The 26,446-nt window shown below is 69.3% G+C and carries 23 protein-coding genes; 11 read left to right on the forward strand and 12 right to left on the reverse strand.

What is annotated here, in order from left to right; translation table 11 throughout:
• The first annotated feature begins 17 nt into the window (after positions 1–17).
• Complete coding sequence (locus tag ACQEU6_RS24780) at positions 18–491, forward strand: SDR family NAD(P)-dependent oxidoreductase (RefSeq protein ID WP_499340340.1); 474 nt, start codon at positions 18–20, stop codon at positions 489–491.
• Positions 492–725: 234 nt separating this feature from the next.
• Here the strand turns inward: ACQEU6_RS24780 and ACQEU6_RS24785 are convergent, their stop codons facing one another.
• Positions 726–1,676, reverse strand: a complete 951-nt coding sequence (locus ACQEU6_RS24785) for a WD40 repeat domain-containing protein (RefSeq protein WP_499335377.1) — start codon at positions 1,674–1,676, stop codon at positions 726–728.
• A gap of 493 nt (positions 1,677–2,169) precedes the next feature.
• Between ACQEU6_RS24785 and ACQEU6_RS24790 the strand changes: the two genes are divergently transcribed.
• Positions 2,170–2,532 (forward strand): SH3 domain-containing protein, encoded by a 363-nt coding sequence (locus ACQEU6_RS24790; RefSeq protein WP_499335378.1) that lies wholly within the window; start codon positions 2,170–2,172, stop codon positions 2,530–2,532.
• 409 nt (positions 2,533–2,941) lie between these two features.
• Here the strand turns inward: ACQEU6_RS24790 and ACQEU6_RS24795 are convergent, their stop codons facing one another.
• From ACQEU6_RS24795 to ACQEU6_RS24835, 9 genes are all read right to left on the reverse strand, one after another.
• A complete protein-coding gene (locus tag ACQEU6_RS24795; RefSeq protein ID WP_499335381.1) occupies positions 2,942–3,997 on the reverse strand; it encodes an alpha/beta hydrolase in 1,056 nt (351 codons plus the stop codon).
• A gap of 146 nt (positions 3,998–4,143) precedes the next feature.
• Complete coding sequence (locus tag ACQEU6_RS24800) at positions 4,144–5,343, reverse strand: amidohydrolase family protein (protein WP_499335383.1); 1,200 nt, start codon at positions 5,341–5,343, stop codon at positions 4,144–4,146.
• Positions 5,340–6,599 carry a metal-dependent hydrolase family protein gene (locus ACQEU6_RS24805; protein WP_499335385.1) on the reverse strand — a complete coding sequence of 420 codons (1,260 nt, stop codon included), beginning with the start codon at positions 6,597–6,599 and terminating at the stop codon, positions 5,340–5,342. The genes ACQEU6_RS24800 and ACQEU6_RS24805 overlap by 4 nt, the downstream gene beginning before the upstream one ends.
• A gap of 42 nt (positions 6,600–6,641) precedes the next feature.
• Positions 6,642–7,640, reverse strand: coding sequence for an ABC transporter ATP-binding protein (locus tag ACQEU6_RS24810; RefSeq protein ID WP_499335387.1), 999 nt, complete (start codon positions 7,638–7,640; stop codon positions 6,642–6,644).
• A complete protein-coding gene (locus tag ACQEU6_RS24815; RefSeq protein WP_499335388.1) occupies positions 7,618–8,622 on the reverse strand; it encodes an ABC transporter ATP-binding protein in 1,005 nt (334 codons plus the stop codon). The genes ACQEU6_RS24810 and ACQEU6_RS24815 overlap by 23 nt, the downstream gene beginning before the upstream one ends.
• Positions 8,623–8,632: 10 nt before the next feature.
• The gene (locus tag ACQEU6_RS24820) at positions 8,633–9,544 is read right to left on the reverse strand and encodes an ABC transporter permease (protein WP_499335389.1); all 912 of its coding nucleotides are present in this window, start codon (positions 9,542–9,544) and stop codon (positions 8,633–8,635) included.
• A complete protein-coding gene (locus tag ACQEU6_RS24825) occupies positions 9,537–10,460 on the reverse strand; it encodes an ABC transporter permease (protein WP_499335391.1) in 924 nt (307 codons plus the stop codon). The genes ACQEU6_RS24820 and ACQEU6_RS24825 overlap by 8 nt, the downstream gene beginning before the upstream one ends.
• A 16-nt stretch (positions 10,461–10,476) precedes the next feature.
• Entirely contained in the window at positions 10,477–12,015 is a 1,539-nt protein-coding gene (locus tag ACQEU6_RS24830) for a peptide ABC transporter substrate-binding protein (RefSeq protein ID WP_499335393.1), read from the reverse strand.
• A 262-nt stretch (positions 12,016–12,277) separates the two neighbouring features.
• Positions 12,278–13,444: a diaminopropionate ammonia-lyase gene (locus tag ACQEU6_RS24835; RefSeq protein ID WP_499335395.1), complete on the reverse strand. Its 1,167-nt coding sequence runs from the start codon at positions 13,442–13,444 to the stop codon at positions 12,278–12,280.
• Between the two features lie 114 nt (positions 13,445–13,558).
• Here ACQEU6_RS24835 and ACQEU6_RS24840 point away from each other — a divergent pair, with 114 nt between their 5' ends.
• From ACQEU6_RS24840 to ACQEU6_RS24850, 3 genes are read left to right on the forward strand one after another with little or no spacing between them, the layout of a single operon-like run.
• Positions 13,559–14,218: a GntR family transcriptional regulator gene (locus ACQEU6_RS24840; RefSeq protein WP_499335396.1), complete on the forward strand. Its 660-nt coding sequence runs from the start codon at positions 13,559–13,561 to the stop codon at positions 14,216–14,218.
• The gene (locus ACQEU6_RS24845) at positions 14,219–15,322 is read left to right on the forward strand and encodes an aminotransferase class I/II-fold pyridoxal phosphate-dependent enzyme (RefSeq protein WP_499335398.1); all 1,104 of its coding nucleotides are present in this window, start codon (positions 14,219–14,221) and stop codon (positions 15,320–15,322) included.
• Positions 15,303–16,526 (forward strand): pyridoxal phosphate-dependent aminotransferase, encoded by a 1,224-nt coding sequence (locus ACQEU6_RS24850; protein ID WP_499335399.1) that lies wholly within the window; start codon positions 15,303–15,305, stop codon positions 16,524–16,526. The genes ACQEU6_RS24845 and ACQEU6_RS24850 overlap by 20 nt, the downstream gene beginning before the upstream one ends.
• A gap of 114 nt (positions 16,527–16,640) precedes the next feature.
• On the opposite strand, the gene ACQEU6_RS24855 is transcribed toward ACQEU6_RS24850, so the two are convergent.
• Positions 16,641–17,705 (reverse strand): acyl-CoA dehydrogenase family protein, encoded by a 1,065-nt coding sequence (locus ACQEU6_RS24855; protein ID WP_499335400.1) that lies wholly within the window; start codon positions 17,703–17,705, stop codon positions 16,641–16,643.
• A 235-nt stretch (positions 17,706–17,940) separates the two neighbouring features.
• Here ACQEU6_RS24855 and ACQEU6_RS24860 point away from each other — a divergent pair, with 235 nt between their 5' ends.
• The 6 genes from ACQEU6_RS24860 (at position 17,941) to ACQEU6_RS24885 (ending at position 24,181) form a co-directional block, all read left to right on the forward strand.
• The gene (locus ACQEU6_RS24860) at positions 17,941–18,354 is read left to right on the forward strand and encodes a hypothetical protein (protein ID WP_499335402.1); all 414 of its coding nucleotides are present in this window, start codon (positions 17,941–17,943) and stop codon (positions 18,352–18,354) included.
• 108 nt (positions 18,355–18,462) lie between these two features.
• Entirely contained in the window at positions 18,463–19,617 is a 1,155-nt protein-coding gene (locus ACQEU6_RS24865; RefSeq protein WP_499335404.1) for an MGDG synthase family glycosyltransferase, read from the forward strand.
• Positions 19,614–20,393: a polysaccharide deacetylase family protein gene (locus ACQEU6_RS24870; protein WP_499335406.1), complete on the forward strand. Its 780-nt coding sequence runs from the start codon at positions 19,614–19,616 to the stop codon at positions 20,391–20,393. Before ACQEU6_RS24865 ends, ACQEU6_RS24870 begins: the two co-directional genes overlap by 4 nt.
• An 879-nt stretch (positions 20,394–21,272) precedes the next feature.
• Entirely contained in the window at positions 21,273–21,608 is a 336-nt protein-coding gene (locus ACQEU6_RS24875; RefSeq protein ID WP_499335407.1) for an ArsR/SmtB family transcription factor, read from the forward strand.
• Between the two features lie 13 nt (positions 21,609–21,621).
• Positions 21,622–21,876 carry a hypothetical protein gene (locus ACQEU6_RS24880; RefSeq protein WP_499335409.1) on the forward strand — a complete coding sequence of 85 codons (255 nt, stop codon included), beginning with the start codon at positions 21,622–21,624 and terminating at the stop codon, positions 21,874–21,876.
• Between the two features lie 178 nt (positions 21,877–22,054).
• Entirely contained in the window at positions 22,055–24,181 is a 2,127-nt protein-coding gene (locus tag ACQEU6_RS24885) for an MMPL family transporter (RefSeq protein ID WP_499335411.1), read from the forward strand.
• 398 nt (positions 24,182–24,579) lie between these two features.
• On the opposite strand, the gene ACQEU6_RS24890 is transcribed toward ACQEU6_RS24885, so the two are convergent.
• Positions 24,580–26,388, reverse strand: a complete 1,809-nt coding sequence (locus ACQEU6_RS24890) for a hypothetical protein (RefSeq protein ID WP_499335412.1) — start codon at positions 26,386–26,388, stop codon at positions 24,580–24,582.
• Positions 26,389–26,446: the final 58 nt, after the last annotated feature.

Genomic DNA, 26,446 nt, shown 5'->3' on the forward strand with positions numbered 1-26,446 from the left:
TTCTCACGCATCTGATCATCAGTCAGCACGCGGTACCACTCATGCTGGAACACCGCGGTGGCCTCATCGTCGAGGTGACCGACGGCGACGGCGCCCACTACCGCGGGAACCTCGCCTACGACCTGGTCAAGACCGCCGTCAACCGCCTGGCACTGGCCCAGGACGCGGAACTGCGCGAGCACGGCATCACCGCCCTCGCCGTCACCCCCGGATTCCTGCGCTCGGAAGCCATGCTCGACGGGTTCGGCGTCTCCGAGGCCAACTGGCGCGACGCCGGCGAGCGCGACCCGCACTTCCTGGCCTCAGAAACCCCCCGCTCTATCGGCCGCGTCATCACCGCCTTGGCCACCGACTCCAACGTCGAACGCAAAAGCGGACAGGTGTTGACATCCTGGGATCTCGCCGAGGAATACAACGTGTACGACCTCGACGCCGCCCGCCCGCACTGGGGCCGCCACTTCACCAACAACATCCTCAACGCACCCGCCTGACCACCGATCGTCGACAGCACGTGGAGGTGCGCCAGAGCATCGGCGCCGCCGGGCGCACCTCCGCACGATGAACCCGTTGGATCACCTGTTCAGGTTGTCCCGTAATGATCAACCGGAATGGGCGCTGTTGGTGTTGGGTAGACCGCGTTCCGGAGACGCGCGTGGGCTGGAGCGGGCACTCGAGTACGTTGTGCGGCGCTGTGGCCGGAGGAGAACCGCTGTCCCCCGCAGGACTCACGACAGGTACCAGCACCGGATGATTCCCTCCCCCCTGTCACCGGCCACGGCAACCTGGCGGCCACCGAACCGGGTGATCAGGACCTGTGCCTTGCCGCTGACGAGGACCTCGTCGCATTGGCGGCCCTCGGCCAGATCCCAGGTGCGCACGGTTCCGTCTTCGGCGGCGGTGACCGCGGTGGTACGGCCGTCGGCGACAGTGGCGTCCACGCTCATGATGCCCACGTCATGGCAGTTCAGGATCGTCACGAGCGAACCGTCCGCGTCCCACACGTACAGGTCGCCGCGGTCGTCGCCGCCGACCACCACCGGACGACGGCCGAGAGAGGTCAGAGCCAAGCCGCGCACCCCTATGCCTTCAACGTGGGAGAAGGTGGCGATCCGCTCTCGCGAAGGCAGGTCCCACAGAGCGACCATGGCATCGAAGCCGCCCGCCGCCAGTACCGTGCGGTGATCCAGTTGTCCACCGACCAGGGAGAGAATGGCGTCCCTGTCGGAGTTGTCCAACTCCATCAGTTCACCACCGGAAGGCCCCCACAGGCTGACCTGCCAGTTGTAGTCGCCACCGCAGGCGAACCACAGTTGCCCGTCCACCTCGAAGGAGGTCACCGACCACAGCGCACGATCGTCCTCGTCAAGGGAGGACGTCCGCAGCACCGCACCGTTGTCGAGGTCCCAGGCGGCCAGGCCATGATGTTCGCTGCCGCCGGCGAGGATCATCCGGCCCCGGTGAACCCCGGCCGCCACGTAGAACAAGTCGGGTTCAGCGTCCGGGTAGTCCTCGTAGGCCGGTGGGAGTGATGGATGGGTCCAGCGGTCAGAGGACGGGTCCCACAGCCACGCCTTTCCGTCGAAGGTGGCACACACGACCCAGGTTTGGTCGCGCACGGTGACGACGTCCAGATCAGTGATTCCAGGTCCGTCCGGCAGGGGGCTGCTCTGAAACATGGACGGAGCGTAACGTCCTTCCTCTTTCCGGACGTCCGGAATGCCGCGATCGAGCGACCAGGCTCCGATGCGCTAGATCCCGAGTGAGTACCGGTGCCGTGATGGCCGATTCACTGACAGCGGTGACAGGGGGCCTCCTTCTGAGTGCCGCTGCCAGCAGCCGGCCATCACCAGGTTGCACATGGGGCGATGCCGCGGTCGCATTCGCGGCGGCCATTGCGCAGACTTCCTATAGGTGTTGGGTCAAGCCGTGGTCGCTTCGACTGCCGGAAATGTTGTTGTTTGGTCGAGCCTGGCCGAGTTTGGGGCGAGCGCGACGGGCACTCACACCTAATCGAACAAACGCCCATCTCCTGCGGTTGCCGTGCCCCCTGATAATCGGACGATCTTTCTTGCAACCCGACTGTCTTGAACCACCGCATTGCCTTGCAGCGACGGCTCTCGTGGCCGTCAGCAGCGCGACGGCAACCCACTGGGAAGGAAAAGCTCCCGCATGAAGAAGGTTTTTCTGGCCGGAGCAGCCGCCTCCACGTTCACGGTCGCAGGTCTCGGGCTCTCCGGCTCCGCCTCCGCGACTCCAACCACCACCCCGTCGACCGCTACCACAGCATCGTGCAAGTACTACATGCAGGCGAAAGACGCCATCAAGATCCGCGCCACCCCGAACCTCACGGCCACGGCCCTCGGCGTCCTGCCGAAGGGGGAGAAGGTCTGCTCCGATGAGTACAGGTACGGCGGCAAGTACGTCTACACGGGCTCATGCAAGACCAAAGCGGACGGCGACAACCGGTGGGACCACATCACGTACAAGACGATCAAGGGCTGGGTTCCCACGACCTGCATGAACCTCCTCTGAGATACGAGGAGGAGGCCCGTGACCTCACCGAATCCGCGGACCTTGATGTCCGCATCCAGATCTCGCTTGAGAGCTCGAACCGCGGACGGATCAGCACGCTGATGTGGTGGTGCAGCCTGCGCAGCGGCCTCCCCGAGGTGTGCGTGCACGGTGGTCTGTGGTGAGCGGTCACGCTGCGCGCACCAGCGCAGGGCGGCAGCTCGGGCACTTTGGGGGCGCAGCTCGGCGCACCGAGCCAGCACTACCTCACGACCGGCGTTGAGGGTAATCACCTGGGCCTGGTAGGCGGCGTACTCGGCCAGGGTCTCAGGGAGAAGTCGGTATGTACCACCCACACATCGCAACCCCAGGAGACTCCTGATTGGGCGGAGAAGGCGCAACTGGGGGCAGCAGCGCAGCTTCCGAATCGTCACTCGGCGACGGAGGACACATGTTTCTTCAGCCAGGAGTCGATCAGATGGGCCACCTGGTTGGAGTTGCCGTCCATCATGATCATGTGGGAGTTTCCGCGCTGACCCGTAGCAGGCAGGTCGATCCAGGTCGACCGTCCACCGGCCCTGCGCAGTGCGTCGTGGAAGCGCCGGGTCGATGAGTACAGCTCGCCCCACGACTTGTCGGCGTCGAGATGGTCTCCCCAGATGATCAGGTGGGGGATCCGGCGAAGCCGGTCGATGTCCACGGTCGATGGATCGGGGGCGCCCGATGGCTCGATCGCGACGTGGGCACGCACGCGGTCGGGCGCTGTGATGGTCGCGGCGAAGCCGAGCGGCCCTGCGGCGCTGTGGGTGAGGATCACGCTCGGCCCGACCTTCGCGATCAGCGCGTCGTAGCCGGCCTGGGTAGAATCGTCATAAGTGCGAAAGCGTGGCACCGCCTGCTTGACGAGCATCTCGAAGTCGGCGACGGGGAACCGAATGTCGGCGTACGGCCTCCGCATGTCCGGGGCAGTGGCGTACGAGTCGGCGGGACCGATTCGGAACAGCTCCCAGAGCTGCTTCTTCGTGCGGAACAATGGCTCCGCCTCGGAGACCTCTGGATAGCGTTGCCACGACGCGCGCCCGGCGCCGAATCCGTCCGCCAGGTAGACGTCGTGGCCACTGGCGAGAAAGCGTTGCTGCCATCCCGCCCGGCCGTCCGGCGTGCTCTCGAAACAGGCACCGGACAGGCCGCCGCCGTGCCACATCAGCAGCGGAAAGGGGCTGCGGGGCCGTACGAGGCGCACGTACTGGACGTAGACCTGACCGGTCTCGAAGTCCCCGTTCGGGTCCACACGGAACGGCGCCCGCCCCTCGCTGACGTATGCGTCTCTGGAATCGGCACCGGTCAGGGTGATCGATTTGCCGCCGACGTGATAGCTGCCCATCTCTCGTACCCGGATGCCGTCGCCGTCCGGTAGGCCTGCTGCTCCGGTGGAGACGGCGATCGCTCCGACCCCGCCGGTCGCCAAGAATCCGCGTCTTTTCATGACGTGCCTTCCATTCCTCTGTCTGGGACGGAATGTGCTGCTTGGGAGCGATCGTCGGGCCGAAACGGAGGGAGCGCCCGGCTGAGCGCGGCCGGGCCGGCCGCACTCAGCCTCCGTCAGCGCCGCGGCCGCCGAGGTGGGCGGCTTTACCGCACCACATGCCCATCGCGTACGACGGCGAGGGGGCGGTCCAGCGCGGTGAGGTCGTCGACCGGGTCGGTGTCGGCCGCGACGAAGTCCGCCAGGTACCCGGGGGCGATCCGACCGAGGAGATCACCCTTGCCGAGCGCGGCGGCCGCGTCCGTGGTCGCTGCGGCCAGCGCCTGCCTCTTCGTCAACGCGCCGTCGGCCATCATCCGCAGCTCGCCCGGCAGCGCGTCGAACGGCGTGAACCGCCAGCCCGCGTCCGTGCCGCTCACCACGCTGACACCGCTCTCGACCAGTCGGCGGAAGTCGTCGAGGTCGTGCGGGTGCCGCCGTCCCCACAACGCACCCGCTTCCCCGGATGCCTCGGGCGGGGCGGCGAGCACGTGATGGCCCACGGACAGGGTCGGGCAGACGACGGTGCCCGACCGCGCGAGCAGGTCCGCGACGGCCGGGTCGAAGCCACGGCCGTCCTCGGCGGCGTTGCGGAACTTCCCGTGTTCGATGAGAGTGGCGCCGGCAGCGACGGCGGTCCGCATCGAACTGGCCGACAGGCAGTGGACCTTCAGGGGGAGGCCGTTCGACGCGGCCGTCTCGACCGCCGTGCGCAGGGCGTCCTCGTCGAAGCCCGGTTCCCACGGCGGTGCGCCGGGCGTTCCGCCACCGGAGGCCATGACCTTGATGAAGTCGGCGCCGGCCGCGGCGAACCGCCCCACCAGCTCTCCCAGGTCCGCCGCGTCGCGCACTTCGCCGCCGTAGCGCCAGGAGTGGCCGCCCACCTTGGTGATCGGTGCGGCGGCCACGAGCACTCTGGCGCAGTCGGGCAGCTCCGCGGCCTTGGCGCGCACCGCGAACACGGCCTCGGGAGGGCCGCCGCAGTCCGCGACGGTCGTGACGCCCGCGCGCAGCGCGGTCCGCGCGTTCGCGACGCCCAGCTCCACGTTCTCGGCGACGCCGCGGAGGACCGGTTCGGTGCCGTCGCCGGGCTCGGTCAGGTGGACGTGGGAGTCCACCAGCCCGGGGAACACCACCGCGTCGACGAGATCCAGGTGGGGACAGTCGGCGGGCCAGTCTCCGGGCCTGTCGTCGCCGGGGGCGATCTCGGCGAAGCGCCCGTCCCGGACGAGCAGCCACGCGGGGCGGAGTTCGCGCGCCCACGCGTGCGCGCGCAGCCGCCCCGCGTAGACCACCAGTTCGTTCACCGTGCCGGCTGCCAGCGGAGCTCGGGCGTCTGCTCGGTCGCGCCGGCGTCGTCCCGGTGGACGAGGCCGCCCTTCATCACGAAGCCCACCCGCTTGAGCGACTCGATGTCGTTCACCGGGTCTCCGTCCACGGCGATGAGGTCCGCGTGGGCGTCGGCCGCGAGTGTGCCGATCTTCCCTTCCTTGCGCAGCACCTCGGCCGCCACCACGGTGGCCGACCTGATCGCGTCCAGCGGCGACATGCCGTACTGCACCATCAGGCTGAACTCGTCCATCTGCTCGCCGTGCGGGAAGGACCCGACGTCGGTGCCGAACGCGATCTTGATGCCCAGTTCGAGGCCGCGCTTGAAGGCGCCCTCGTGCCGCTTGACGAAACGCCGGTCGAACTCGGTGTGCTGGCGCTTGTAGTACGTGCCCATCGTCGGGACCCAGAAGGTGCCGAACTCGAGCATGGTCTGCAGGTCCTCTTCGGTGAGCAGAGGGCCGTGTTCCAGGGTGCGCACGCCGCCGCGGATCGCGGCCTGGGCGCCGTCCTTGCCGTAGGCGTGCGCCGCCACGTCGCGCCGGTACCGCTTGGCCTCGGCGACGACGGCGGCGATGTCCTCCACGGTGAACTGGTGCAGCGGCTCCAGCTCTTCCGGCTCGACGTCCTTGCGGGTGCTGGTCGCGTAGATCTTGACCCAGTCGGCGCCGATCTTGATCTGCCGGCGCACCTCCTTGATCAGCTCGTCGCGGGTGTCCACCATCCCGGCGACGTCGGGGAGGCCGAGCTCGGGGTTCACCTTGTCGTCGATGCGCATGTCACCGCCGGTGATGGAGATGCCGTCCGAGGCGACCTCCATCCGCGGGCCAGGGATGATGCCGGCCTCGACGGCGTCCCGGAGCGCGGTGTCGCCGTGCCACACCTGCTCGTTGTCGGTGTCCCGGGCGCTGGTGAAGCCGATGCGCAGAGCGCGCTCGGTCGCCGCCACGCCCTCGATCACCCGGTAGACCTGCGTCTTGAACAGGATCGCCGGTGGCCATACCTGGTCCTCGGGGCGCAGCAGCATGTGCGTGTGGCAGTCGATGAGCCCGGGCATCAGGGTCAGCCCGCCCAGGTCGACGACTTCGGCGTCTGAGGGCGGTGTGTCCACGACGGCCACGATCCGGCCATCGGCGACGACGACGCTCGCGTTCTCGTAGTACTCACCGCTTGCCGGGTCGAGTACCCGGGAGGCCCGCACGGCGAACTGCCGATCGTTCAGCGACTCAGTCACATGTCCTCCTGTGTTCTAGGTTCTGTGTTCAGAGTACAGCACTCAGAAAGAATTGAGGGAGGCAGGAGGGGCGAAATGGCAGGCGACATCGTGCGCCTCCTCATCCGCCACCAGCATCGGCTCGTCCGCGGCGCACTTCTCCGCCGCCTTCCAGCAGCGGGTACGGAACCGGCAGCCGCTCGGCGGCGCGATCGGGCTGGGGGGATCGCCTTCCAGCATGATGACGTCCTGGCCCCGCGCCAGATCGGGATCGGTGGGAGGCGCGGCCGACAGCAACGCCTGGGTGTACGGATGCCGGGGCCGGCCGTAGACCGCGTCCTCCGGTCCCACTTCGACGACCTTCCCCAGGTACATCACGGCCACCCGGTGGCTGATCTGCCGGACGACGGTCAGGTCGTGCGCGATGAAGACGTACGACAGGCTCAGCCGCTCCTGCAGATCGGCCAGCAGATTGAGAACCTGCGCCTGGATGGAGACGTCCAGCGCCGAGACGGGCTCGTCGCAGATGATGAGCTCGGGCCCCAGCGCGAGCGCGCGGGCGATGCCGATGCGCTGCCGCTGGCCCCCCGAGAACTCGTGCGGGTAGCGGTTCGCATGGTCGGGGTTGAGGCCGATCAGCTCGAAGAGCTCCCCCGTACGCCTCCGGCGTTCGGCCGGCGTCCCCTCGCCGTGCACGACCAGGGGCTCCGCGACGATGTCGCCGACCGTCATTCGCGGGTCGAGGCTGGTGTACGGATCCTGCAGGACGATCTGGATCCTGCGCCGCAGCGCCTTCAGACCGGCCCGGCTGAGGCGGTGGATGTCATCGCCCCGGTACTTGATGGTCCCCGACGTGGGCCGATCGAGGGCGACGAGCATCCGGCCGAGCGTGGACTTCCCGCAGCCGGACTCACCGACGAGACCGAGCGTCTCCCGCTCGCCCAGGGTGAAGGACACCCCGTCCACCGCGCGGACCCATGATGCCCCGCCGAAGGGCCACCGGGCGCCTGACGCGTAGTGGCGGGTGAGATCGGTGACCTCAAGAATGGGCTCGGACAGCACCGGCGATCACGTCCTTTCCAAGATGACAGGCACTCCACCGGCCGGGCACGTGCTCGCTGAGCGTGGGCTCCCGCTCGGCGCAGACGGCCTCGGCGAGCGAGCAGCGGAAGCGGAAGGGGCAACCGACCGCACCCCGCTTGAGCACCGGAGGTTGCCCGGGCAGCGCGGCGAGCCGTCCGGCGCGGCGGTCGGCGCGCGGGACCGCGTCGAGCAGCGCCCTGGTGTAGGGGTGGGCGGGCCGGCGGAAGATGTCGCGGACGGCGCCCGTCTCCACCACGCGTCCGGCGTACATCACCGCCACCCGGTCGGCGATGGACGCGACGGCGCCGAAGTCGTGCGTGATCAGCACCAGCCCCATGCCCGACTCCTTCTGGAGCGTCTGGAGCAACCGCAGGATCTGCACCTGCACGGTGGCGTCCAGCGCGGTCGTCGGCTCATCGGCGATCAGCACGCCCGGGGACAACGCGAGCGCCATCGCGATCACGGCGCGCTGACGCATGCCGCCGGAGAAGTGGTGCGGGTACTGGCCGTAGCGCTTCTCGGCGTCCGGGATGCGGACCTGCCGCATCAGATCGAGGGCCCGGTCCCTGGCCTCCTTGCGGGAGAGGCGGAGCCGGGTCCGCAGGGTCTCGCCGATCTGCGGTCCGACGCGCACGACGGGGTTCAGCGCCGACAGCGAGTCCTGGAAGACCATGCCGATCTTCTCCCCGCGGACGGCCCGCCTGGCGGCCTCGGGCCGGTCGAGCAGTTCGCGGCCGTCCCAGCGCACGCTCCCGCCCACGACCCTGGCCGGCGGGCTCTCCAGAATCCCCATGATCACTTGGGCGGTCAGGCTCTTGCCCGAGCCGGACTCCCCGAGGACCGCGAGCGTCTCCCCGGGGTCCACGTGCCAGGTCACCCCGCGCAGCACCGGCACGGGGCCGCCCTCGGTGCTGAACTCGACCCGCAGGTCGTCCACTTCCAGCAGATGTTCGGCGGTCATGATGCCCCCTTCATGAGTGGATCCGCGGATCGATCGCGTCCCGGACGACATCGCCGAGAAGGATGAAGGCCAGCACGGTGAGGCTGAGGAAGAGGGCCGGGCCCAGCACCGGCAGCGGCGCCCCGAGGAAGCGCGCCTGCGCATCGTGGATCATCTGCCCCCAGGAGATCGTCGGCGGGCGCAGGCCGATCCCGAGCATCGAGATGATCGACTCATAGGTGATGAACACGCCGAGGTTCGTCGTCACGACCACCAGCCAGGGCCCGAGGCTGTTCGGCACGACGTGCCGGGTCAGGGCCCGCAGCCGGGAGCAGCCGATGGCGGCCGCCGCCAGCATGTAGTCCTGCTGCTTCGTCTCCATCACCGACGAGCGGGTGATGCGGGCCACCTGCGGCCAGCCGTGCACCGACAGGGCCACGATCACCGTCAGGGCGCCGCTGCCCTCGGAACCGAAGAGCGTCAGCAGGACGCTCGCCCCCAGCAGCAGTGGGATCGCCAGGAAGATCTCGGTGATCCTGGACAGGACGGCGTCGACCGGACCGCCGAAGTAGCCGGCCGCCGCGCCGATGGCCCCGCCGAGCAGCCCCGTCACAAGGGAGACGGCGATGCCGATGCCGAGGCTGGCGCGGGCGCCGTGGACACTGCGCGAGAAGACGTCGCAGCCCTGCAGGTCCCTGCCGAGCCACTGGCTTCCGTTCGCGCCGGCGAGCGTCTGGCCGAGGTCGCATTTGTGTGGATCGGCCGTGGCGAACAGGGCGGGAACGACGGCCATGCCCACCATGAGCACCAGCAGGACGGCCGACACGTAGAACAGCGGGCTGCGGGAGAGCCTGCGCCAGACCGCGCCCCAATGACCGCGTCGCTTCCGGTCGGCGATCATTCGCGGCTCGACGACCCCGGGGGCCGTCACCAGTTCAGGCATAGCGGATCCTCGGGTCGAGTACGGCGTACAGCAGGTCCACGACGAGGTTCGCGATGACGTAGACCAGGACGAAGACGGTGACGATACCGACGAGCGTGGTGCGTTCCCCCAGGTAGACGGCGCGTGCCATGGCCTGGCCCATACCGGGGAGGTTGAAGATGCTCTCGGTGATGACGGCGCCGCTGAGCAGTGCTCCGACCTCCAGGCCGAGGAAGGTCACTACGGGGATCAGGCTGTTGCGCAGCGCGTGGTGCGCCACGACCCTGACCCTTGTCAGGCCCTTGGCCGTGGCCATCCGCACGTAGTCGGCGCGCAGCGTCTCGACGAGTTGCCCACGGGTCAACCTGGCGACGTAGGCGGTGGACAGCGACCCCAGCACGAACCCGGGCATGACGTAGCTGAGCATGCCGCCCTCGACGCCGGCCACGGGCAACAGGCCGAACTTCACACCGAGCACGAGTTGCAGCACGAAGGCCGTCACGAAGAACGGGACGGAAAGGCCGGCGAGGGTGATGATCCGGACGCCCGCGTCGGCGACGCCGTTGCGGCGCAGCGCGGACAGGATCCCGCCGCTGATCCCGATGACGATCTGGAACGCCAGCGCGAACGCCGCGAGCTGGGCGCTCACTCCGATCCGCTGGCCGATCACCTCCGACACGTCCTGGCCGCTGTAGGTCTGCCCGAGATCGCCGTGGACCATCCCGGACAGGAACCTTCCGTACTGCTGCAGGAGCGGCTCGTCGAGGTGGTAGCGGGCCTTGATCGCCGCCGCGAACGCCGGGTCGGCCGCCCGCTCCCCGGCCAGTGCCTGCACGGGGTCGCCCGGCAAGGCGAAGGTGATGACGAAGATGACGAAGGTCGCGCCGACCAAGACCAGCAGTGCCTGCAGGAAACGGCTTGCGATGTAGCGAGGCATGATCACCGCTCTCCGGCTATCGGGCGACCACGGACTCGATCCGCAACCGGCGGAAGGAGTCCACGTGGACTTGGCTGACCCGCTCGGAGTGCCCGACCATGACGCCCTGGTACCAGAGCGGCACGTACGGCATGTCGTTCAGCAGCACCTGCTCGGCCTGCGCGAACTTCGTGTTCGCGGCGTCGGGGTTCTTGGCCGCCGCGCCTTCGCGCAGCAGCGTCTCGAACCGGTCGTTGCCGTAGTCGGAGAAGTTCTCGCCCGCGCCCCGCGCGAACAGGGGCTTGAGGTAGTTCTCCGGGCTCGGGAAGTAGAAGGTCCACGCGGTGCGGAAGGCGGTGTCGATCTTTCCGCTGCCGAGGCCGCTCAGGAGCATGGCCAGCTTGGGGTACGCCTGCGTCTTGACCGTCACGCCGAGAGCCTCGGTGATCTGCTGCGCGGCCGCCTCGACCCACTCCTTGTTCTCCGGGGCGTCGCTGTTGTAGCCGATGGTGATCGTGTTGCCCGGGATGCCGCCCGCCGCCTGGAGAGCCGCCTTGGCCTCGGCGGGGTTGTGGACGCACAGCTTTCCGCACGCGTCGCGGGCCGCGCCGGGGACGACGGGCGGGACGTATCCGGTCGCCGGGATGCGCGTGCCCCTGAAGATGGCCTTGGCGATCGTGGGCCTGTCGATCGCCATCGAGATGGCCTTGCGCACGCCGGGCGAGGAGAACTTCTCCCCGTCCACGCGGAAGCCGAGGTACTCCATGCGCCCGCTCGGCGACTCGCTGAACCGGTCCCCCAACTGGCTCTTGGCCTCGGCGACCCGCGCGGTGGGGACGGCGGGCAGCACGTCGAGGTTGCCGGCGAGCAGGTCGTTGTATGCGGTGTCGAAGCTCTGGTAGATCCTGAAGCTGACCTCCTTGGCCTTGGCTTTGGTGCCGGCATAGGTGTCGTTGCGCCGGAGCTTGATCTCCTGGTCGTGCTGCCAGGGGCCTTCCATGCTGTAGGGGCCGTTGCCGATCGGCTGCTGCTCGAACGCCTTGGGGTCCTTGTAGGCCGCGGTGGGCAGCGGGGAGAACGCGGGGTAGCCGAGCAGTTGCTTGAACTGTGAGGACGGCCTGTCCAGCGTGATCTCGAAGTTCCTGTCGTCGGTGACGTGAAGACCGGACATCGACGTCGCGGCCCCGGACGAGACCTCTCGGTAGCCCTTGATGTCTCCGAAGACGTACGCGTTCAGCTGGGCCGACTTCTTGCTCGCCGCAAAGTTCCAGGCGTCGACGAACGATGCGGAGGTGACGGGTTCGCCGTTGTGGAACCTCCAGCCGGGTTTGACCCTGACCTTCCACACCTTGTTGTCGGCGCTCTCGATGCTCTCGGCGACCGCCAGGGCGGTCTTGTTCGTCTCGATGTCGAACGTCACGAGCGGCGTGAAGAGCGCGGTCACCACCTGCGCCCCGTAGATCTCCGAGTAGTTCGCGGGCATGAGCGAGGACGGTTCGAGGATCGCGGTCGAGAACGCCTGCGTCTTCGTCCCCGCCGGGGACCCGCCGCAGGAGGCGGCAGAAGCGGCGACCATGAAGGAAGTCGCGCCGACTGCCACCATGCCTCTGACTCGTAGGAACACGGTCATCCCACCTTCAGTGAGTCGTCGATGACGCCGTAGTCCGGCAGTCGGGGGGTGGAGCAGGCAGCCGAAGCACTCTCCGACATGAAGGCCCACCTGCGTGCTGAACACAGAATGCAGACGCCCTACGCCAGTGTCAAGGACGAAAAAGTGGGAGCTTCCTCGGAAAACAATCCGGGCGGACCCGCTCGATCCGGCCTCCGGGGGCGGACTCTCAGGCCGGGAGGGCGTCCGCGCCCTCTCTCCTGACGACGCTGAGATAGCTCGCGGGGTCGCTGGCCCCCTCGGTGTTCAGGAGCAGAATCGTGCTCCGCCGCGTCAACTCCAGAGGGGCACGAAATTCCTGGTCAGCGCACACGAGGAGCGCGCCGGCCAGGGAGGCGGCCCCGCTCTCACCCGACTCGATCCCACATCGGGCGAAGATCTTCATCGCTTCGCGGGCCGCCCGGTCGTCCACCGTGATGGTCGCGTCCACCGTGCCGCGCAGGATCGGCCATGCGATGATGCTCAACTCGCCGCAGTTGAGGCCCGCCATGACGGAGCGGTGCGGGCCCTGGACCGTCGTCGGCACTCCGGCCGCGAGCGAGCGGTGCGCGCAGTCGGCCGAATCGGGTTCGACCGTCGCGACGCGCGTCGCGGCCCGCCGGCCGAACCGCAATCCGACCGCCGCGGCGAACGCACCCACCCCCGTCGGGACGATCACCAGGTCGATGGCGTCGCGGGGATCGAGGCCCGCCTCGGCGAGCTGCTCGTCGACCTCGTCGAAGATCGTCGAATAGCCGGCGATCACATGGCGCGGCACCGTCTCGTATCCGGGCCAGGACGTGTCGGACACCAGGATGTCGCGGGCATCGAGAGCGGCCTGACCGGCAACATAGCGGACCGTGTCGTCGTAGCTCGCGAACACCCGGATGACCTGCGCCCCCTCCTCCTCGATCGCCGCCGCACGCGACGCCGACACGTCGAGGGGCACATAGATGCGGGCGCGCATCCCGAGCATCCCGGCCATACGAGCCACGGCCCTGCCGTGGTTGCCGTCCGTGGCACAGGTCAGCACGTGGTCGCGCAGCGGACTGGCGGCCCGCCGAAGGTCCCCGAACGAGATCGACGGATCGAGGCCGAGGCGGTCGCACAGGGTGCGGTGAATCCCCCAGGACGAACCGAGGATCTTGAACGATGGCAGCCCGAGCCGGGACTGCTCGTTCTTGACGAACACGCGCCCCACGTCCAGCCTGCGCGCCAACCCCGGCGAATCGATCAGCGGCGTGCGCTCGTAGCCTGGCAGCGATCGGTGAAACCGCGAGGGCGCATCGCGGGGATCACGATCCGGTACGGGCACCGAACCGTCTCTCGGCGATGGGGTCATAGCAAAATCGGGCATGGGGCCGCCTCCAGAGCACAGGGATGGGATCGTTGACAGCCTAGCGGGTCTGCACACTGAGTTCAGTATGTAATATGGGGCAAGGAGAAGAGGAGTAGATCGAAGGAGGCGTCCATGGCGGTCGACCGCAGACTTCTGCGTGAACAGGTGAAGGACGAGATCCTCAGCCGCGTTTACCTGGGCAAATTCCCTGTGGGCAGCCGGATCAACGAGGTGCGGCTCGCATCGGAGATCGGGGTCAGCCGCACCCCGCTGCGCGAGGCGCTGGCAAGCCTGGAGCAGGAGGGCATTCTCGAAGCCCGCCCGAACCGGGGCTACTGGGTCTCCGCCCTGAGCGAGCGGGAGATCCGCGAGACCTACCCGATCATCGCCCAGCTCGAAGTCCTCGCGATCAGGCTGTCCGATCCCGAAGAGCTCGCCCAGCGCGCCCCGCAGCTCATCGAACTGGCGGAGAACATGACGAACAGCGCGGACACGCAGGAGGTGCAGCAGACCGACGACGAATGGCACGCCGCCTTGCTGGCGGCCTGTCCGAACCGGCGGCTCCTCGAAATGATCGGCGACACCAAGCGCATCGTTCACCGCTACGAGTATGCGTACCTCGGCGACGCACACCATGTCCAGGAGTCGGTCAACCAGCACAAGCGCATAGCGACGGCCCTGCGCGAGCAGGACCCGGAGGCCGCCTGCAAGGAGCTGGAAAGCAACTGGACGACTTCCATGCACCAGCTCGTCACGCGCATCACCGGGTCACCAGAAGCGAGCGCAGACTGAATGACGACACCGCCCATACGCGACGACTTGCGAACGACCCGGCCGTACGTCACCGTTCCGTTCCCGTCGGCGCCGCGTCCGCTCGCACACCTGAACAACAACGAGAGCCCGCGTCCGCCCGCAGGACGGCATCTTGCGGCACTGCGGGCAGCGGCGGCACTGGCGCTGACAAAGGTGAACCGCTATCCGGACACCACCCTGCTCACACTGCGGACCGCCCTGGCCGGATACGCCGGCCACGCCGTGCGGGCCGACATGGTGTGGCCGGGAAACGGGTCCAACGAGACGCTGCTGCACCTGCTCCAGGTGTACGGCGGACCCGGCCGAACCGCCCTGGGCTTCGGGCCGACCTATTCGATGCACCAGCAGCTCGCGGCCATCACAGGCACCCGATGGGTGCAGGCCGACCGCGACCCTGGTTTCGGGCTGAGCCCCGAGGCGGCCGGCACGACGATCGACCGTCACAGACCCGACGTCGTCTTCCTCTGCGCGCCCAACAACCCGACCGGGACACCGCTCGACCCGGCGACCTTGGACGTCGTCCTGCGGGCGGCGCCGGGGCTGGTGGTGCTCGACGAGGCATACGTCGAGTTCTCCGCCGCCGGCAGCCGAGCAGGCCTGCTCGCCGAACACCGCGGGCTGGTGATCGCCAGAACCATGTCGAAGGCGTTCGGGATCGCCGGAGTACGGATGGGATACCTGCTCGCCTCACCGGACGTACTCGCGCCGCTCCACGTTGTGGCACTTCCGTACCATCTATCGACTTTGACCGTTTCGGTCGCACTCGCCGCGCTCGAACACGCCGAGGAGGCGCTATCGCACATCCCCGCCATCCTCGCCGAGCGCACGAGGGTGCGCGACGGCCTCGTGAGCGCTGGGCACGCGGTCACGCCCAGTGACGCGAACTTTCTCTTCTTCGACACCAACACCGATTCCTCCACCGCGGCGGCCAATCTGGCCGCACGGGGCGTGCTGGTTCGCGATCTGGGCCCCCGCGGTTGGCTGCGTGTGAGTGTTGGAAGTCCAGAAGAGAACGACGTCTTCCTCAAGGTCCTGGCCGAACTGGCACCATCGGAAGGTCATCATGTCGATCGGTTTGAGTGAACGAGCAGGCGCGGTCGGCGGTTCCGCGACCATGGCGGTTTCGGCCCGCGCCGGAGAACTGCGGGCAGCCGGATTCCGCGTCGTAAGCTTCGGCGCCGGCGAGCCGGATTTCGCCACCCCCGACCACATCGTCGAGGCGGCCCAGCGCGCCTGTGCGGACCCGGCCAATCATCGTTACACCTCGTCGGCCGGGCTGGCGGAACTGCGCGGCGTCATCGCCGAAACCGTGCTGACGGACACCGCACTCACGATCGACGACACGTCGATCCTGGTGACCAACGGCGCCAAGCAAGCCGTCTATCTCGCTTGCATGGTCCTCCTGAACCCGGGCGATGAGGCGCTGATCCCCTCCCCTTACTGGACCACCTATCCGGAGGCAGTACGGCTCGCCGGCGCGACACCCGTCCCGGTGCGCAGTGATTCAGCCCAGGACTACAAGGTGACACCCGGTGACCTGGACGCTCACCTCACGCCGCGCACAAAGGTGCTGCTTTTCGGGTCCCCCGCCAACCCGACGGGAACCGTGTACACGCCCGAGGAGATCCAAGCCATCGGAGACTGGGCGGCGCGGCGGGGAATATGGGTGATCAGCGATGAGATCTACCAGCACCTTGTGTACGACAACGCGGTGGCCTCGTCCATGCCGGTCGCGGCACCCAGTGTCAGGGACCAGTGCATCGTGATCGGTGGCGTGTCGAAGACATACGCCATGACGGGCTGGCGGGTCGGCTGGCTCTACGGCCCTGGCCCGGCGGTCAGGGCGGCCACGAACCTGCAGTCTCACATGTCCTCGAACGTCTCAAACGTGGCCCAGGTCGCCGCGGTGGCGGCGCTACGTGCGGGCCGTCCGGGTTTCGACGACGTCCTCGCCTCCTATGATCGGCGCCGCCACCTCATGGTCGACGTCCTCCAGGGAATCCGCGGAGTCGACTGCCCCACCCCAACGGGGGCCTTCTACTGTTTCCCCTCAGTGAAGCGACTGCTCACCCGCACGATCCTCGGTCAGTCGTTCGCCTCCACCGCGGAACTCGCGACGTTCATCCTGGAACAGGTGTCAGTGGCCCTCCTGCCCGGCGAAGCCTTCGGCGCCCCCGGCTGCCTGCGCCTGTCCTACGCACTGGATGACCGGAGTCTCCAAACCGGCCTCGAACGCCTTCAGCGACTCCTCAGCTCGCAGGACATCCCCCGCGCTCACGTGCACTGACGCCTCCCGACGCCGTGGGCCGAGTCCGCGCCGGGCACGTGCGCGACCCGGCCCACACCGACGCGTTCGGGAAGTGATTCTGCAGGAGACCGTCGCGCCATGCGCCGGCCTCGCTCAGCTCGACTCCTTGCCGCCGAACGTCCGTACCGCCTGGTCCACAGCGAAGCGGCTCGCATCGGCGCACGTGAGCCTGGCCATGCCGGCCTCCCTGTCGCATGGCTCACCCATGTCGTAGAGCCAGGCTGCCCGGCGGGCGAGAACGCGGGCCGCAGCGAGTCGGGCGGCGGCCTCGGCGAGCGGGAACGTGTTACCTCGGCTGGCGCCGACTGACCGCCCGGACGCCATTCGTTCATGCTCATGGCCGATCGCGGCCTCCACGGCGGCCCCGCCGAGCCCGAGCGCCTCGTGCGCGAGCAGGATCCGTTCGGGGTTGAGGACATCCGGGAGGCAGCGGAACGCTTCGCCTTCCTCTCCGATGCGAGCATCGGCCGGCACTCTCAGCCCGTCGATGAACCACTCGTAAGGGGAAACGGCGTTGCGCCTCGTCGTGAGGATCGGCCGCATCTCAACGCGAGTCGAGGCCAGGTCGACCAGGAACAGTGTCATACCGTCGGCAAGCCGATCGCCCTGCTCGCGCGGCGTCGTCCGCGCCACGAGCAGCACCTTTTCCGGCCGGGCGGCCACGGTGATCCCCGCCTGGCGGCTGTCGATGAAATAGAAGCCGCCCTCGCGCCGCGCGAGAGTGGAGGTCCACACTCTGTCGATGCCCAGGTCTGCCTCGGTCACGCCGAGACAGACCTGCAGATCTCCTTTGAGCGCCAGAGGAAGCACCTCCCGCCGCATCCCCTCGGAGCCGTGCTTGGCGATCACGTTCAACCCGACCATGGTCAGAAGCATCGTTCTGCACCCGTTCGTCCCGGCACCGGAAGCGATCGCCTCCTCCAGTACCAGAGCTGTCTCGATCATGCCGAGGCCACTGCCGCCGTATTCGGCAGGCACCGCAAGGCCGAGCCAGCCTGCATCGGCGAACGCTCGGTAGAACTCCCAGGGGAACTCACCTTGCTCGTCGCACTCGGTCCAGTAGGAGCGCTTGAAACGCCTGGCGGCATCCCGCACCGCGTCGCGAAGCTCGACCTGGGGATCAGTGAGATCGATCATGCTCCGCGTGTCCGTCGGCATCGCCCGAGAGTACCGACCGGGCGCCCGTCGCGACCAGACGCGGTGCGCCGCACCCACCGAGGCCGGGCACTGATCGGGCTGTGGTACGGGCAGGCGGCGTTTCTGGAGCAGACGGGATGGCCGATGGTGAACCTAGTGCCACCTGAAGTCGGATGGCCGCGTTACTGTTCTTCGCTCCCGGAACGACCACGCTGATCCCGTGCCCGATGAGGCGGGCACGGGAGGAGATCACCCCATGGCCACCAGCGCGGCGCCCGTCGAGCAGTGCCTGACCGGCACCCCGTGGGCGATTCGGCTCGGCCATGCCGCTACGGAGCGGCCCGCGCTGGAGATGTACGAGGCAGAGACGCTGGTCGACGTCGTCGTGCGGTCATCGGTGGCGCCGGAGATGCTGCGGGGCGCCCGCCGCGGCGTCTCCCGCGGACGCCCGTGCGCCATCGCCTGGGGCCGCCTGCCGGAAGATTCGACCCTCCCGGTGGTGCTGTTCACCGGCGGCCGATGGGCCGGCCGGAAACAGCGCGCCGAGGTGATCGCGGTCGGCGGGTTCTGCTGGCTGGCCATCGCGTACGGGCGGTTCACCACCGTCGGCGTCGAGCACCGCGGCACCTTGTGCGGACGCCTGCGCATCCGGCGCCCCCGCCGGTCGTGACGGTCGCCGCCGACGCGGGACGCGCGGCGGCGAGCGATCCCTTCCCTGATCCCCCGTCCGGCCGGCGACGGCCGACTTCCATCACGTCGAGATAGAAGGCACCAGGTCGTGAACCCCTCCTTGATCGGCCCCGGCACGAGACGGCACGTCACGATCGTGTCGGCGAGCGTCGGCGCCGGGCACGACGGCGCGGCGAGCGAGCTGGCCCGCCGGCTCGGCGAAGCCGGATTCACCGTCGACCGCCACGACTTTCTCGACCTCCTCCCAGCATCGCTCGGCCGCCTCCTGCGGCAGACGTACGCGCTGCAACTGCGGGCCGCCCCGGAGAGTTGGGAGCGGTTGTTCATCGCGCTGGACCGGCGCCGGAAACTCGCGGCGGCGGTACGTGCCCTGAGCGGGCTGGCCGCCCGTCGCCTCGCCCGTACGGCGGCGGGCTCCGACGTCGTCGTGTCGACCTACCCCCTCGCGAGCCAGGCGTTGAGCCGGCTGCGGCGGCGCGGCGAGCTCCGGGTCCCGGTCGTCACCTACCTCACCGACATGTCCGTGCACCCCCTGTGGATCGCCGAACGGGCCGACGCTCACCTGGCGCTGCACCCGGCGGCGGCGGCGCAGGCGCGACGGCTCGGCGCGGCTGACGTCCGGGTGTGCGCGCCCGCCGTACGACCCGGGTTTCGGCCCGCCTCGTCCGTCCTCGAACGGCGGCTGGCACGGCTGCGCTTCGGCCTGCCGGACGACGACCGCCTGGCCCTGGTGGTCGCGGGGGCGTGGGGATCCGGGGACGTGGCGGCCACCGTACGAGACGTGGCCGCGTCCCGGTTGGTCACGCCGGTCGTCGTGTGCGGGCGCAACACCGCGCTGCGGGAGGCGCTCGCCCGCTCCGGCGTCGGCGTCACGCTCGGCTGGGTCGAGGACATGCCGGCCTTGATGCGCGCCTGCGACCTCGTGGTTCAGAACGCCGGCGGCCTCAGCTCCCTCGAGGCGCTGGCGTCCGGCCTGCCCGTCATCAGCTACCGCTGCCTTCCGGGACACGGCAGGACCAACGCCGCCGCTCTGGAGGAGTCCGGGTGGGCACCGTGGGCACGCAGACCCGACGAGCTGCCCGAGGCGTTGTTCGCGGCGCTGACGGCACCCCGCGCCATGGGGTCCACCGGAGCCGCCGACCCGGCGGCGATCGTCGCCTCCCTGGCGACCGGACGAGACTCCGCGGCCACCGGCCGACCCGCGTCCATGGAGCTTTCCGAGATGGTGGAGGCGTCCCGATGAGCGCCACGCGTCTCGCCGTGACGGCGGCAGGTGTCCTCGCCACCGCGCATGCCGCGCCGGCCGTCACGTCGATCGGGCCGCTGCGCCGGCGGCTGTTCCCCGGGCTGGCCGGCGTCGGCGAGCCCGGCCATGTGGCGCTCACGTTCGACGACGGTCCGGACCCGCGCTCGACGCCGGCGTTCCTGGCCGCCTTGCGGGAGTACGGGGTGAAGGCCACCTTCTTCCTGCTCGGCCGGATGCTCAGGGCCGCCCCGGAGCTGGGCCGGGAACTCGCCGAGTCCGGACACGAGATCGCCGTCCACGGATGGGAGCACCGCTGCATGCTGCTGCGTGGGCCCGCCGCGACGTACGACGACCTGGCCCGGGCGATGGAGTCGATCGTCCAGGTCACCGGGACGGTGCCGCGATGGTACCGGCCCCCCTACGGTGTGCTGAGCTCCTCGGCCTTGCGGGCGGCCGGCCGCCTGGGCCTCACACCGGTGCTCTGGACGAACTGGGGCCGGGACTGGACGCGCGCGGCGACCCCCGCCTCCATCCTCGCGACCCTCACGCGCGACCTCGGCGGTGGAGGAACCGTGCTCCTCCACGACTCCGACTGCACATCAGCACCCGGCTCATGGAGGAACACGCTCGACGCGCTGCCGCCGCTCTTGGAGGGGATACGCGACCGCGGCCTGTCGGTCGGTCCCCTACGCGACCACGGGCGGAACGCGCCGCGACAAGGCCCTCGGCCTTCCGCCCCGCCCGGCGCAGGCCCAGGACGGGGTGGCCGTTGAGCTCCTCTTGGAGCAGCTTCCAACGCCGGCGTGAGAAGCGCCGCGACGGCACGGGCGGTCCCGTCTCGCCGTGCCCGGCCAGCAGACCGTCAACGCCACGCCCAGCACCCGCACCTGCACCACCACCGGCCGCCCGTCGACCGGAACATCGGCCACGGTCCGCTCGCATCACCCATGCGCGTGAGCAGCCTCGACAGCACATCCCGGGCACGGAACCGGCACCTCCCGGCTCCGGGCCCGCACCCGAATCAACCCACCCTCATCCGCCACATCGTCGATGACCAGGCCGGACAGGCCCGAGAACACCACATTGACCAGCCCGCCGCCCTCGACCGCCCCTCAGCGTGCGATCGGCCGTCGCCGCGACGGGCTCGGCTTCGCGCGTCGAGCCGGATCTCGGAGGTCCCGCTGATGGCCGCGTCGGGCCGGTAGACGAGGGCCGCCGAAGCTCACCGGCTCCGGACCGTTCAGCACCGCTGCGCCCAGAACGCCCGCGGCTCCGGGTGAGCATTTCACCCGCTGGAGGCCGGTCTCCCGGCGGCCTCGGCGCACGGAGATCGGCCCCGGCACCCCTGCCTCACCGTGCACGCGCCGGGCATCGAACCGGCCCGCGACCGCGGCGCGGTCGCGGGCCCGGCGGTCGGGCGGTCGGCCCGCGGGGGACGGACCGGGGCCGGGGTCCCCCGCGCGGCCTCGGGGTCGGGGTTCCGGAGGGCCGGCTCCTCGGTGGGATTGGGGCCGACGTCGAGCACCACCGGGCCATCCGCCCACAGGAATGCATGGTGGACGTACCCGCATCCCTGAGATGTGTCAGAAATAGTTGACATGTGACAGGGCCAGCTGTCTACTTGGCCCCAGGAAGGTCCAGAAGGGGGTGCGATGGGCGAGGTTCCGGCGGCGCCGACCGGGGACGAGTTGCTGACGGTCCTCGCGGCGCTCGGCAATCCGCATCGACTGCGTATCGTCGCCGCGCTCGCCGAGGGCGGACGCAACTACGTCAGCCGGCTCGCGCGGGAACTGGGGATCGGCCGCCCGCTGCTCCACATGCACCTGCAGCGCCTGGAGGCGGCCGGGCTGGTGACCGGTTCGCTGGAGCTGTCGGAGGACGGCAAGGCCATGAGGTTCTTCGAGGTCGCGCCGTTCACGCACGTGCTGACACCTGACGTCGTCGTCGACGCGGCCCGGACGATCAGCAAGGAAGGGAAGCGACCGTGAAGGAGAAGGCGACATGAGCCAGGACTGGGCGGGGGTGGTCGGCGCCGCCGGCGTCTTCCTGCTCCTCATCGTGGTCGTCTGGCAGATCGCCGCGACGTGGCGGGCCCGGATGCTCGCCGCCCGCGAGGAGCAGTACAGGCGGCTCGCCGCCAAGTACGCCGAGTTGCTGGAGGACAACGTCGAACTGCAACGGCACACGCTGAGGGAACTGGAGCAGGCCCGCACCTCGATCGTCTCGATGGAGAAGATGATGCGCTCCATCGACTAGCACCGCCCGCGGAGCCGTACGGCCGGGAGCGGGAACTCCCGGCCGTACCGATGGAGAACACAGCAGGCACCAACCCGTACGCCACGGCAGGTCCTCACACCTGCAGCGCCGTGGCACGGACCCATGCGCCCTTGCGCCGGCCGGAGGCCGGCCGCACTCCACATTCAGGAGACTACTCATGAACGCGCTGCTCAAGCGAGCGGCGAGCGCCCCCGGCGGTCGTCGCTCCAAATGGCTCGTCCTCGCCGCGTGGCTGGTCCTGGTCGTCGTGCTCGGTCCGCTCGCGGGCAGGCTCGGCGACGTCGAGGACACCGGCGCCAACGCCTTCCTGCCGGGCGGAGCCGAATCCGCGCAAGTCAACACGGAGTTGGAGAAGTTCCGCACGGACGAGGTCATGCCGGCCGTGCTCCTCTACACAGGCCGCGACGCGGCCGCCACCGCCGCCGCCGAGCGGACGGCCCTCGCACGGTTCGCGGCCCTGGGCGAGCGGGTGTCGCCGCCCATCCCATCCGAGGACGGCAAGGCCGTGATGACCGTCGTCCCCCTGTCCACCGAGGACGGCGATGTCACCGCCACCGTCGACGAGATCCGCCGGCTTGCCGGGGACGGTGCACCGCCCGGGGTGGACGTCGCCGTCGGGGGGCCGGCCGGGTCACTCACCGACCAGGTCGCCGTCTTCGACTCGCTCGACGCCACGCTGATGATCGCCACCGCCCTGGTGGTGGCCGCCCTGCTGCTGATCACCTACCGCAGCCCGTTCCTGTGGCTGCTGCCGCTGCTCTCGGTCGCCTTCGCCGCGGTCCTCACCCAGGTGGGCACCTACCTGCTCGCCAGGTACGCGGGGCTCCCCGTCAATCCGCAGAGCTCCGGCATCCTGATGGTCCTCGTCTTCGGCGTCGGCACCGACTACGCCCTTCTGCTCATCGCCCGCTACCGCGAAGAACTGCACCGTCACCAGGACCGGCACGAGGCCATGCGGATCGCTCTGCGCCGCTCGGGTCCTGCGATCCTCGCCTCCGCCGGCACCATCGCGGTGGGCCTGGCCTGCCTCGTCCTGGCCGACCTCGACTCGGCCCGTTCCATCGGCCTGGTCGGCGCGGTCGGCGTCCTGTGCGCCCTGCTCGCGATGATCAGCGTTCTGCCGGCCCTGCTGGTCGCCACGGGCCGCTGGGTGTTCTGGCCCTTCGTCCCGCGCGAAGGCACGCCCGCCCGCAGTGCCGTCACCGTATGGTCCCGGATCGGCGCCGCCATCGCCCGCAGACCCCGCCGGGCCTGGACGGCAGCGCTCGCCGTCACCGGCGTCCTCGCGCTCAGCGCGACCGCCATCGACCTGGGCCTGCGGCAGGCCGAGATGTTCCAGGACAAGCCCGAGTCGGTCATCGCCCAGGAGGGGATCTCAGCGCACTACCCTTCCGGCGCGTCCGACCCGGCGACGATCGTCACCAGCGCGGAGAAGGCGGCCGCGGTCAAGGCCACGGCGTCCGCGGTGACCGGCGTCTCCCGAGTCGAGGACGGCGACCGCACGCCCGACGGCCGGCTGGCCACCCTGTCGGTCGTGCTCAAGGACGCCCCGGACAGCCAGGCGGCCGAGGACACCATCGACGCCCTCCGCGACGCCGTGCACCAGGTCGACGGCGTGGACGCGCTCGTCGGCGGCACCACCGCCCAGACCCTCGACACCCGACGGGCGACCGCCCGCGACCTGAGGACCGTCATCCCGGTGGTCCTCGCCGTGGTGCTGCTCGTCCTGGTCTGGCTGCTGCGGGCGCTGGTCGGCCCGCTGCTGATGCTCCTCACCGTCGTCGTCTCATTCCTCGCCGCGCTCGGCGCCTCGAACCTGCTCTTCGAGCACGTCTTCGACTTCGCCGCCATCGACTGGTCGCTCCCCCTGCTGGGGTTCGTCTTCCTCGTCGCCCTCGGCATCGACTACAACATCTTCCTGATGCACCGCGTACGAGAGGAGGCCGCCCGCATCGGCCACACCCGCGGCCTACTGGAGGGCCTGACCAGCACCGGAGGCGTCATCACCTCCGCGGGCATCGTGCTCGCCGCCACCTTCGCCGTCTTCGCCGGACTGCCGATGGTGACCATGGTCCAGATGGGCGTCGTCGTCGGCATCGGAATCCTGCTGGACACCTTCCTGGTCCGCACCATCCTGGTCCCCGCCCTGGCGCTCGACCTCGGCCGCTGGTTCTGGTGGCCCGGCCGCCTCTTCCAGGACCTGGGCGACTCCGCCATCACCGGGGAGGCACCGCACGCGTCGGTGTCCGGCTCACCGGCATCGAGTGCGCCCAAGCCGGAGTGAACGAGCGGTCGTGGGAGCACCATGAACATGGACGGCGCGGTCCGGGAGTGCCGGGGTCGACGCAGCCGCGTCGAGTCCAAGGCCTTCCCATCCCGGCGGTGGCCGGACGGCCGGAGACAGGGGGCCATGTCGGGCTCCGAGGCCGCGAACACGCCGAACGCTTCGTCCTCGCGCGGCCAGGCCATTACGAGAGACCCCTGACGGCCGGGTCGAGTGGTGATCAACCCGTCTGCCAGGGGTCTCTCTACGCCATGGCCCAAGGGACGCATCGCGATCACGCCGTGACCAGCGGGTCGCCACTGGAGGATGGAACAGAGTCAGTGGTGGATCCCTCGCTCGGGCTCGGCCCCGGCAGCGCGGCCAAGCGGCTTCTTCACCGCGCGTACCGGGTTGCCGTACTACGACTCCACAGGGGAGGTCAGTTGATGATCCTCGGTGTACAGGAAACTGAAGCGCCCGTACGGCGCCGTGTCGCCGTTGACGTAGAAGTCCATGACGTCTCCGTCCACCTGCATGTTGTCCGACCACTTGAACTGGACGTGAAGTTTTCCGTGTGCGTGGCGGCCGAGCATCGACCGTGGAATGGCCAGGTGCAGCTCCCGACCCGATGTCCGGTAGCGCACCTCGCCGACCTCCCGCCAATGCCAGCCACCTCTGCTGGTCTCCAGGACGGTCTTGTTCGAGTCGCGCCGGATTCGGTTGACGACGAACTCGTACCCCTCCCAGCCGCTTCCGGAATCACCATCGATGTTGAGGAACAGGGTCATCCAGTTCTTGTCGGCGTCCTGGCCGGTGATGGGTTGCGCGGTGCGCACGTAGAAGTAGATGTGCTGCGCGTCGCGGGCCACCTTGGCGATCTCGAAGTCGTTGCGGCCGGTCTTGTTCGTGAGCGTGACGTCACCGAACCCGGGGTGGTCGCGCGGCTGCGCGTCTCCTACGAACCCGCGATAGGTCGGACCCACACCATCCCACTGGTCGAAGGCGCCGGCCACGTCGATCGACTGGCGGGCGCTGGGGCGGGCCTGTGCGCCCAGTCCCTTGTACCGCCGGATGAAAGCGACCATCTGGAGGTAGTAGTTGTCGTTGAAGCCACCCTTCATCGGCCCGACGTCGCGGCTGAACTCCGCGGTGGCGCAGTCGACGAAGAAGACGGGACGTTCCGGCGGGCGCGTCTCGTTGTTCCAGCCCGGGAACTGGCCGGCCCCGCGCTGCGCCACCCACTCGTTCCACTCCAAGAGCATGACGATCTTCGGGTCGACCTGGAGGGCGCGCTCCCACTGCTCGGTGAACTGGTGGCCCCGGGTGTACGCGTCGGGAGCGGGGTCGAGGGCGCCGTCGTGGAAGCTGCGCGACCAGTTGTCGCCGTACCCGTAGAACGGCTGGTCGCTGAACGGGAAGTTGTTGTGCACCGCCGCAGCCACCGGGACGATCTCGGGCTCGCCGCCTACGTAGAACACCTCCTGCGGCTTCTGGAAGCTGATCCACGGAAACGCCAGGGGCTTGGTGGGCTCGTTGGGCCACTGGTCCCGGCGGAAGGTGAAGAAGTCTCGAACCTCCTGCGACACCTGGTCCGGATCACCGATGATCAGCGGTTTCCCCTCCCACCGGAACCAGAGCTCTGGGAACAGACCGGACTTGTAGAACGCCTCGTAGTCGGCCCGGATCACGTTGCCCGAGTTGGTGTGGGTGTAGAAGACGATCTTCGGAACGTTCCAGCCCTGCCGCCTGACGTCGTCGAACACCTCCATCAGCCGGCGCATGTTGTCGACGTTGGGGAACGCGTTGGTCTGATCGATGACGAGGAAGTCGACCTGCGCGTCGGCCAGCATCTGCGCGTCTCGGCGCAGCACCCAGGCGTCGTCGCTGAAGTAGTAGTCGAACAGCGGCTCGCCCCAATGGTGCATCGCCCCAACGGGACCCCACGCCGGGTGGCCGGAGTCGTGGACCGCCTCCGGGTGGTTCTCGAGGATCTGAGTGATGTCGTACGGACCGGAGGTGCCGTGCTGGCCCAGCCAGACGGGGTAGAAGATTCCGACGTACCGGTCCGTGCGAGGTGCCCGCACCTCCCCGAACTGCGGCAGCGTCCGGCCGAGCCCGTCAGTGGCCGTCAGGGAGCCGAACTCATACGGTCCCGGCGGCGGCTTGGGCGGCTCCTGCGCGGGCAGTTTCCCGGTGGCCGGGCTCGCGATCGCCGAGGTGACCCCCATCGACGACGCCGCACCGGCCGCTGCCAGGCCCGCCGCGCGCCGACCAAGAACCGGACCG

It is taken from the genome of Spirillospora sp. CA-108201 (genome assembly GCF_050936235.1).
In the GTDB taxonomy this organism is placed as follows: domain Bacteria; phylum Actinomycetota; class Actinomycetes; order Streptosporangiales; family Streptosporangiaceae; genus Spirillospora.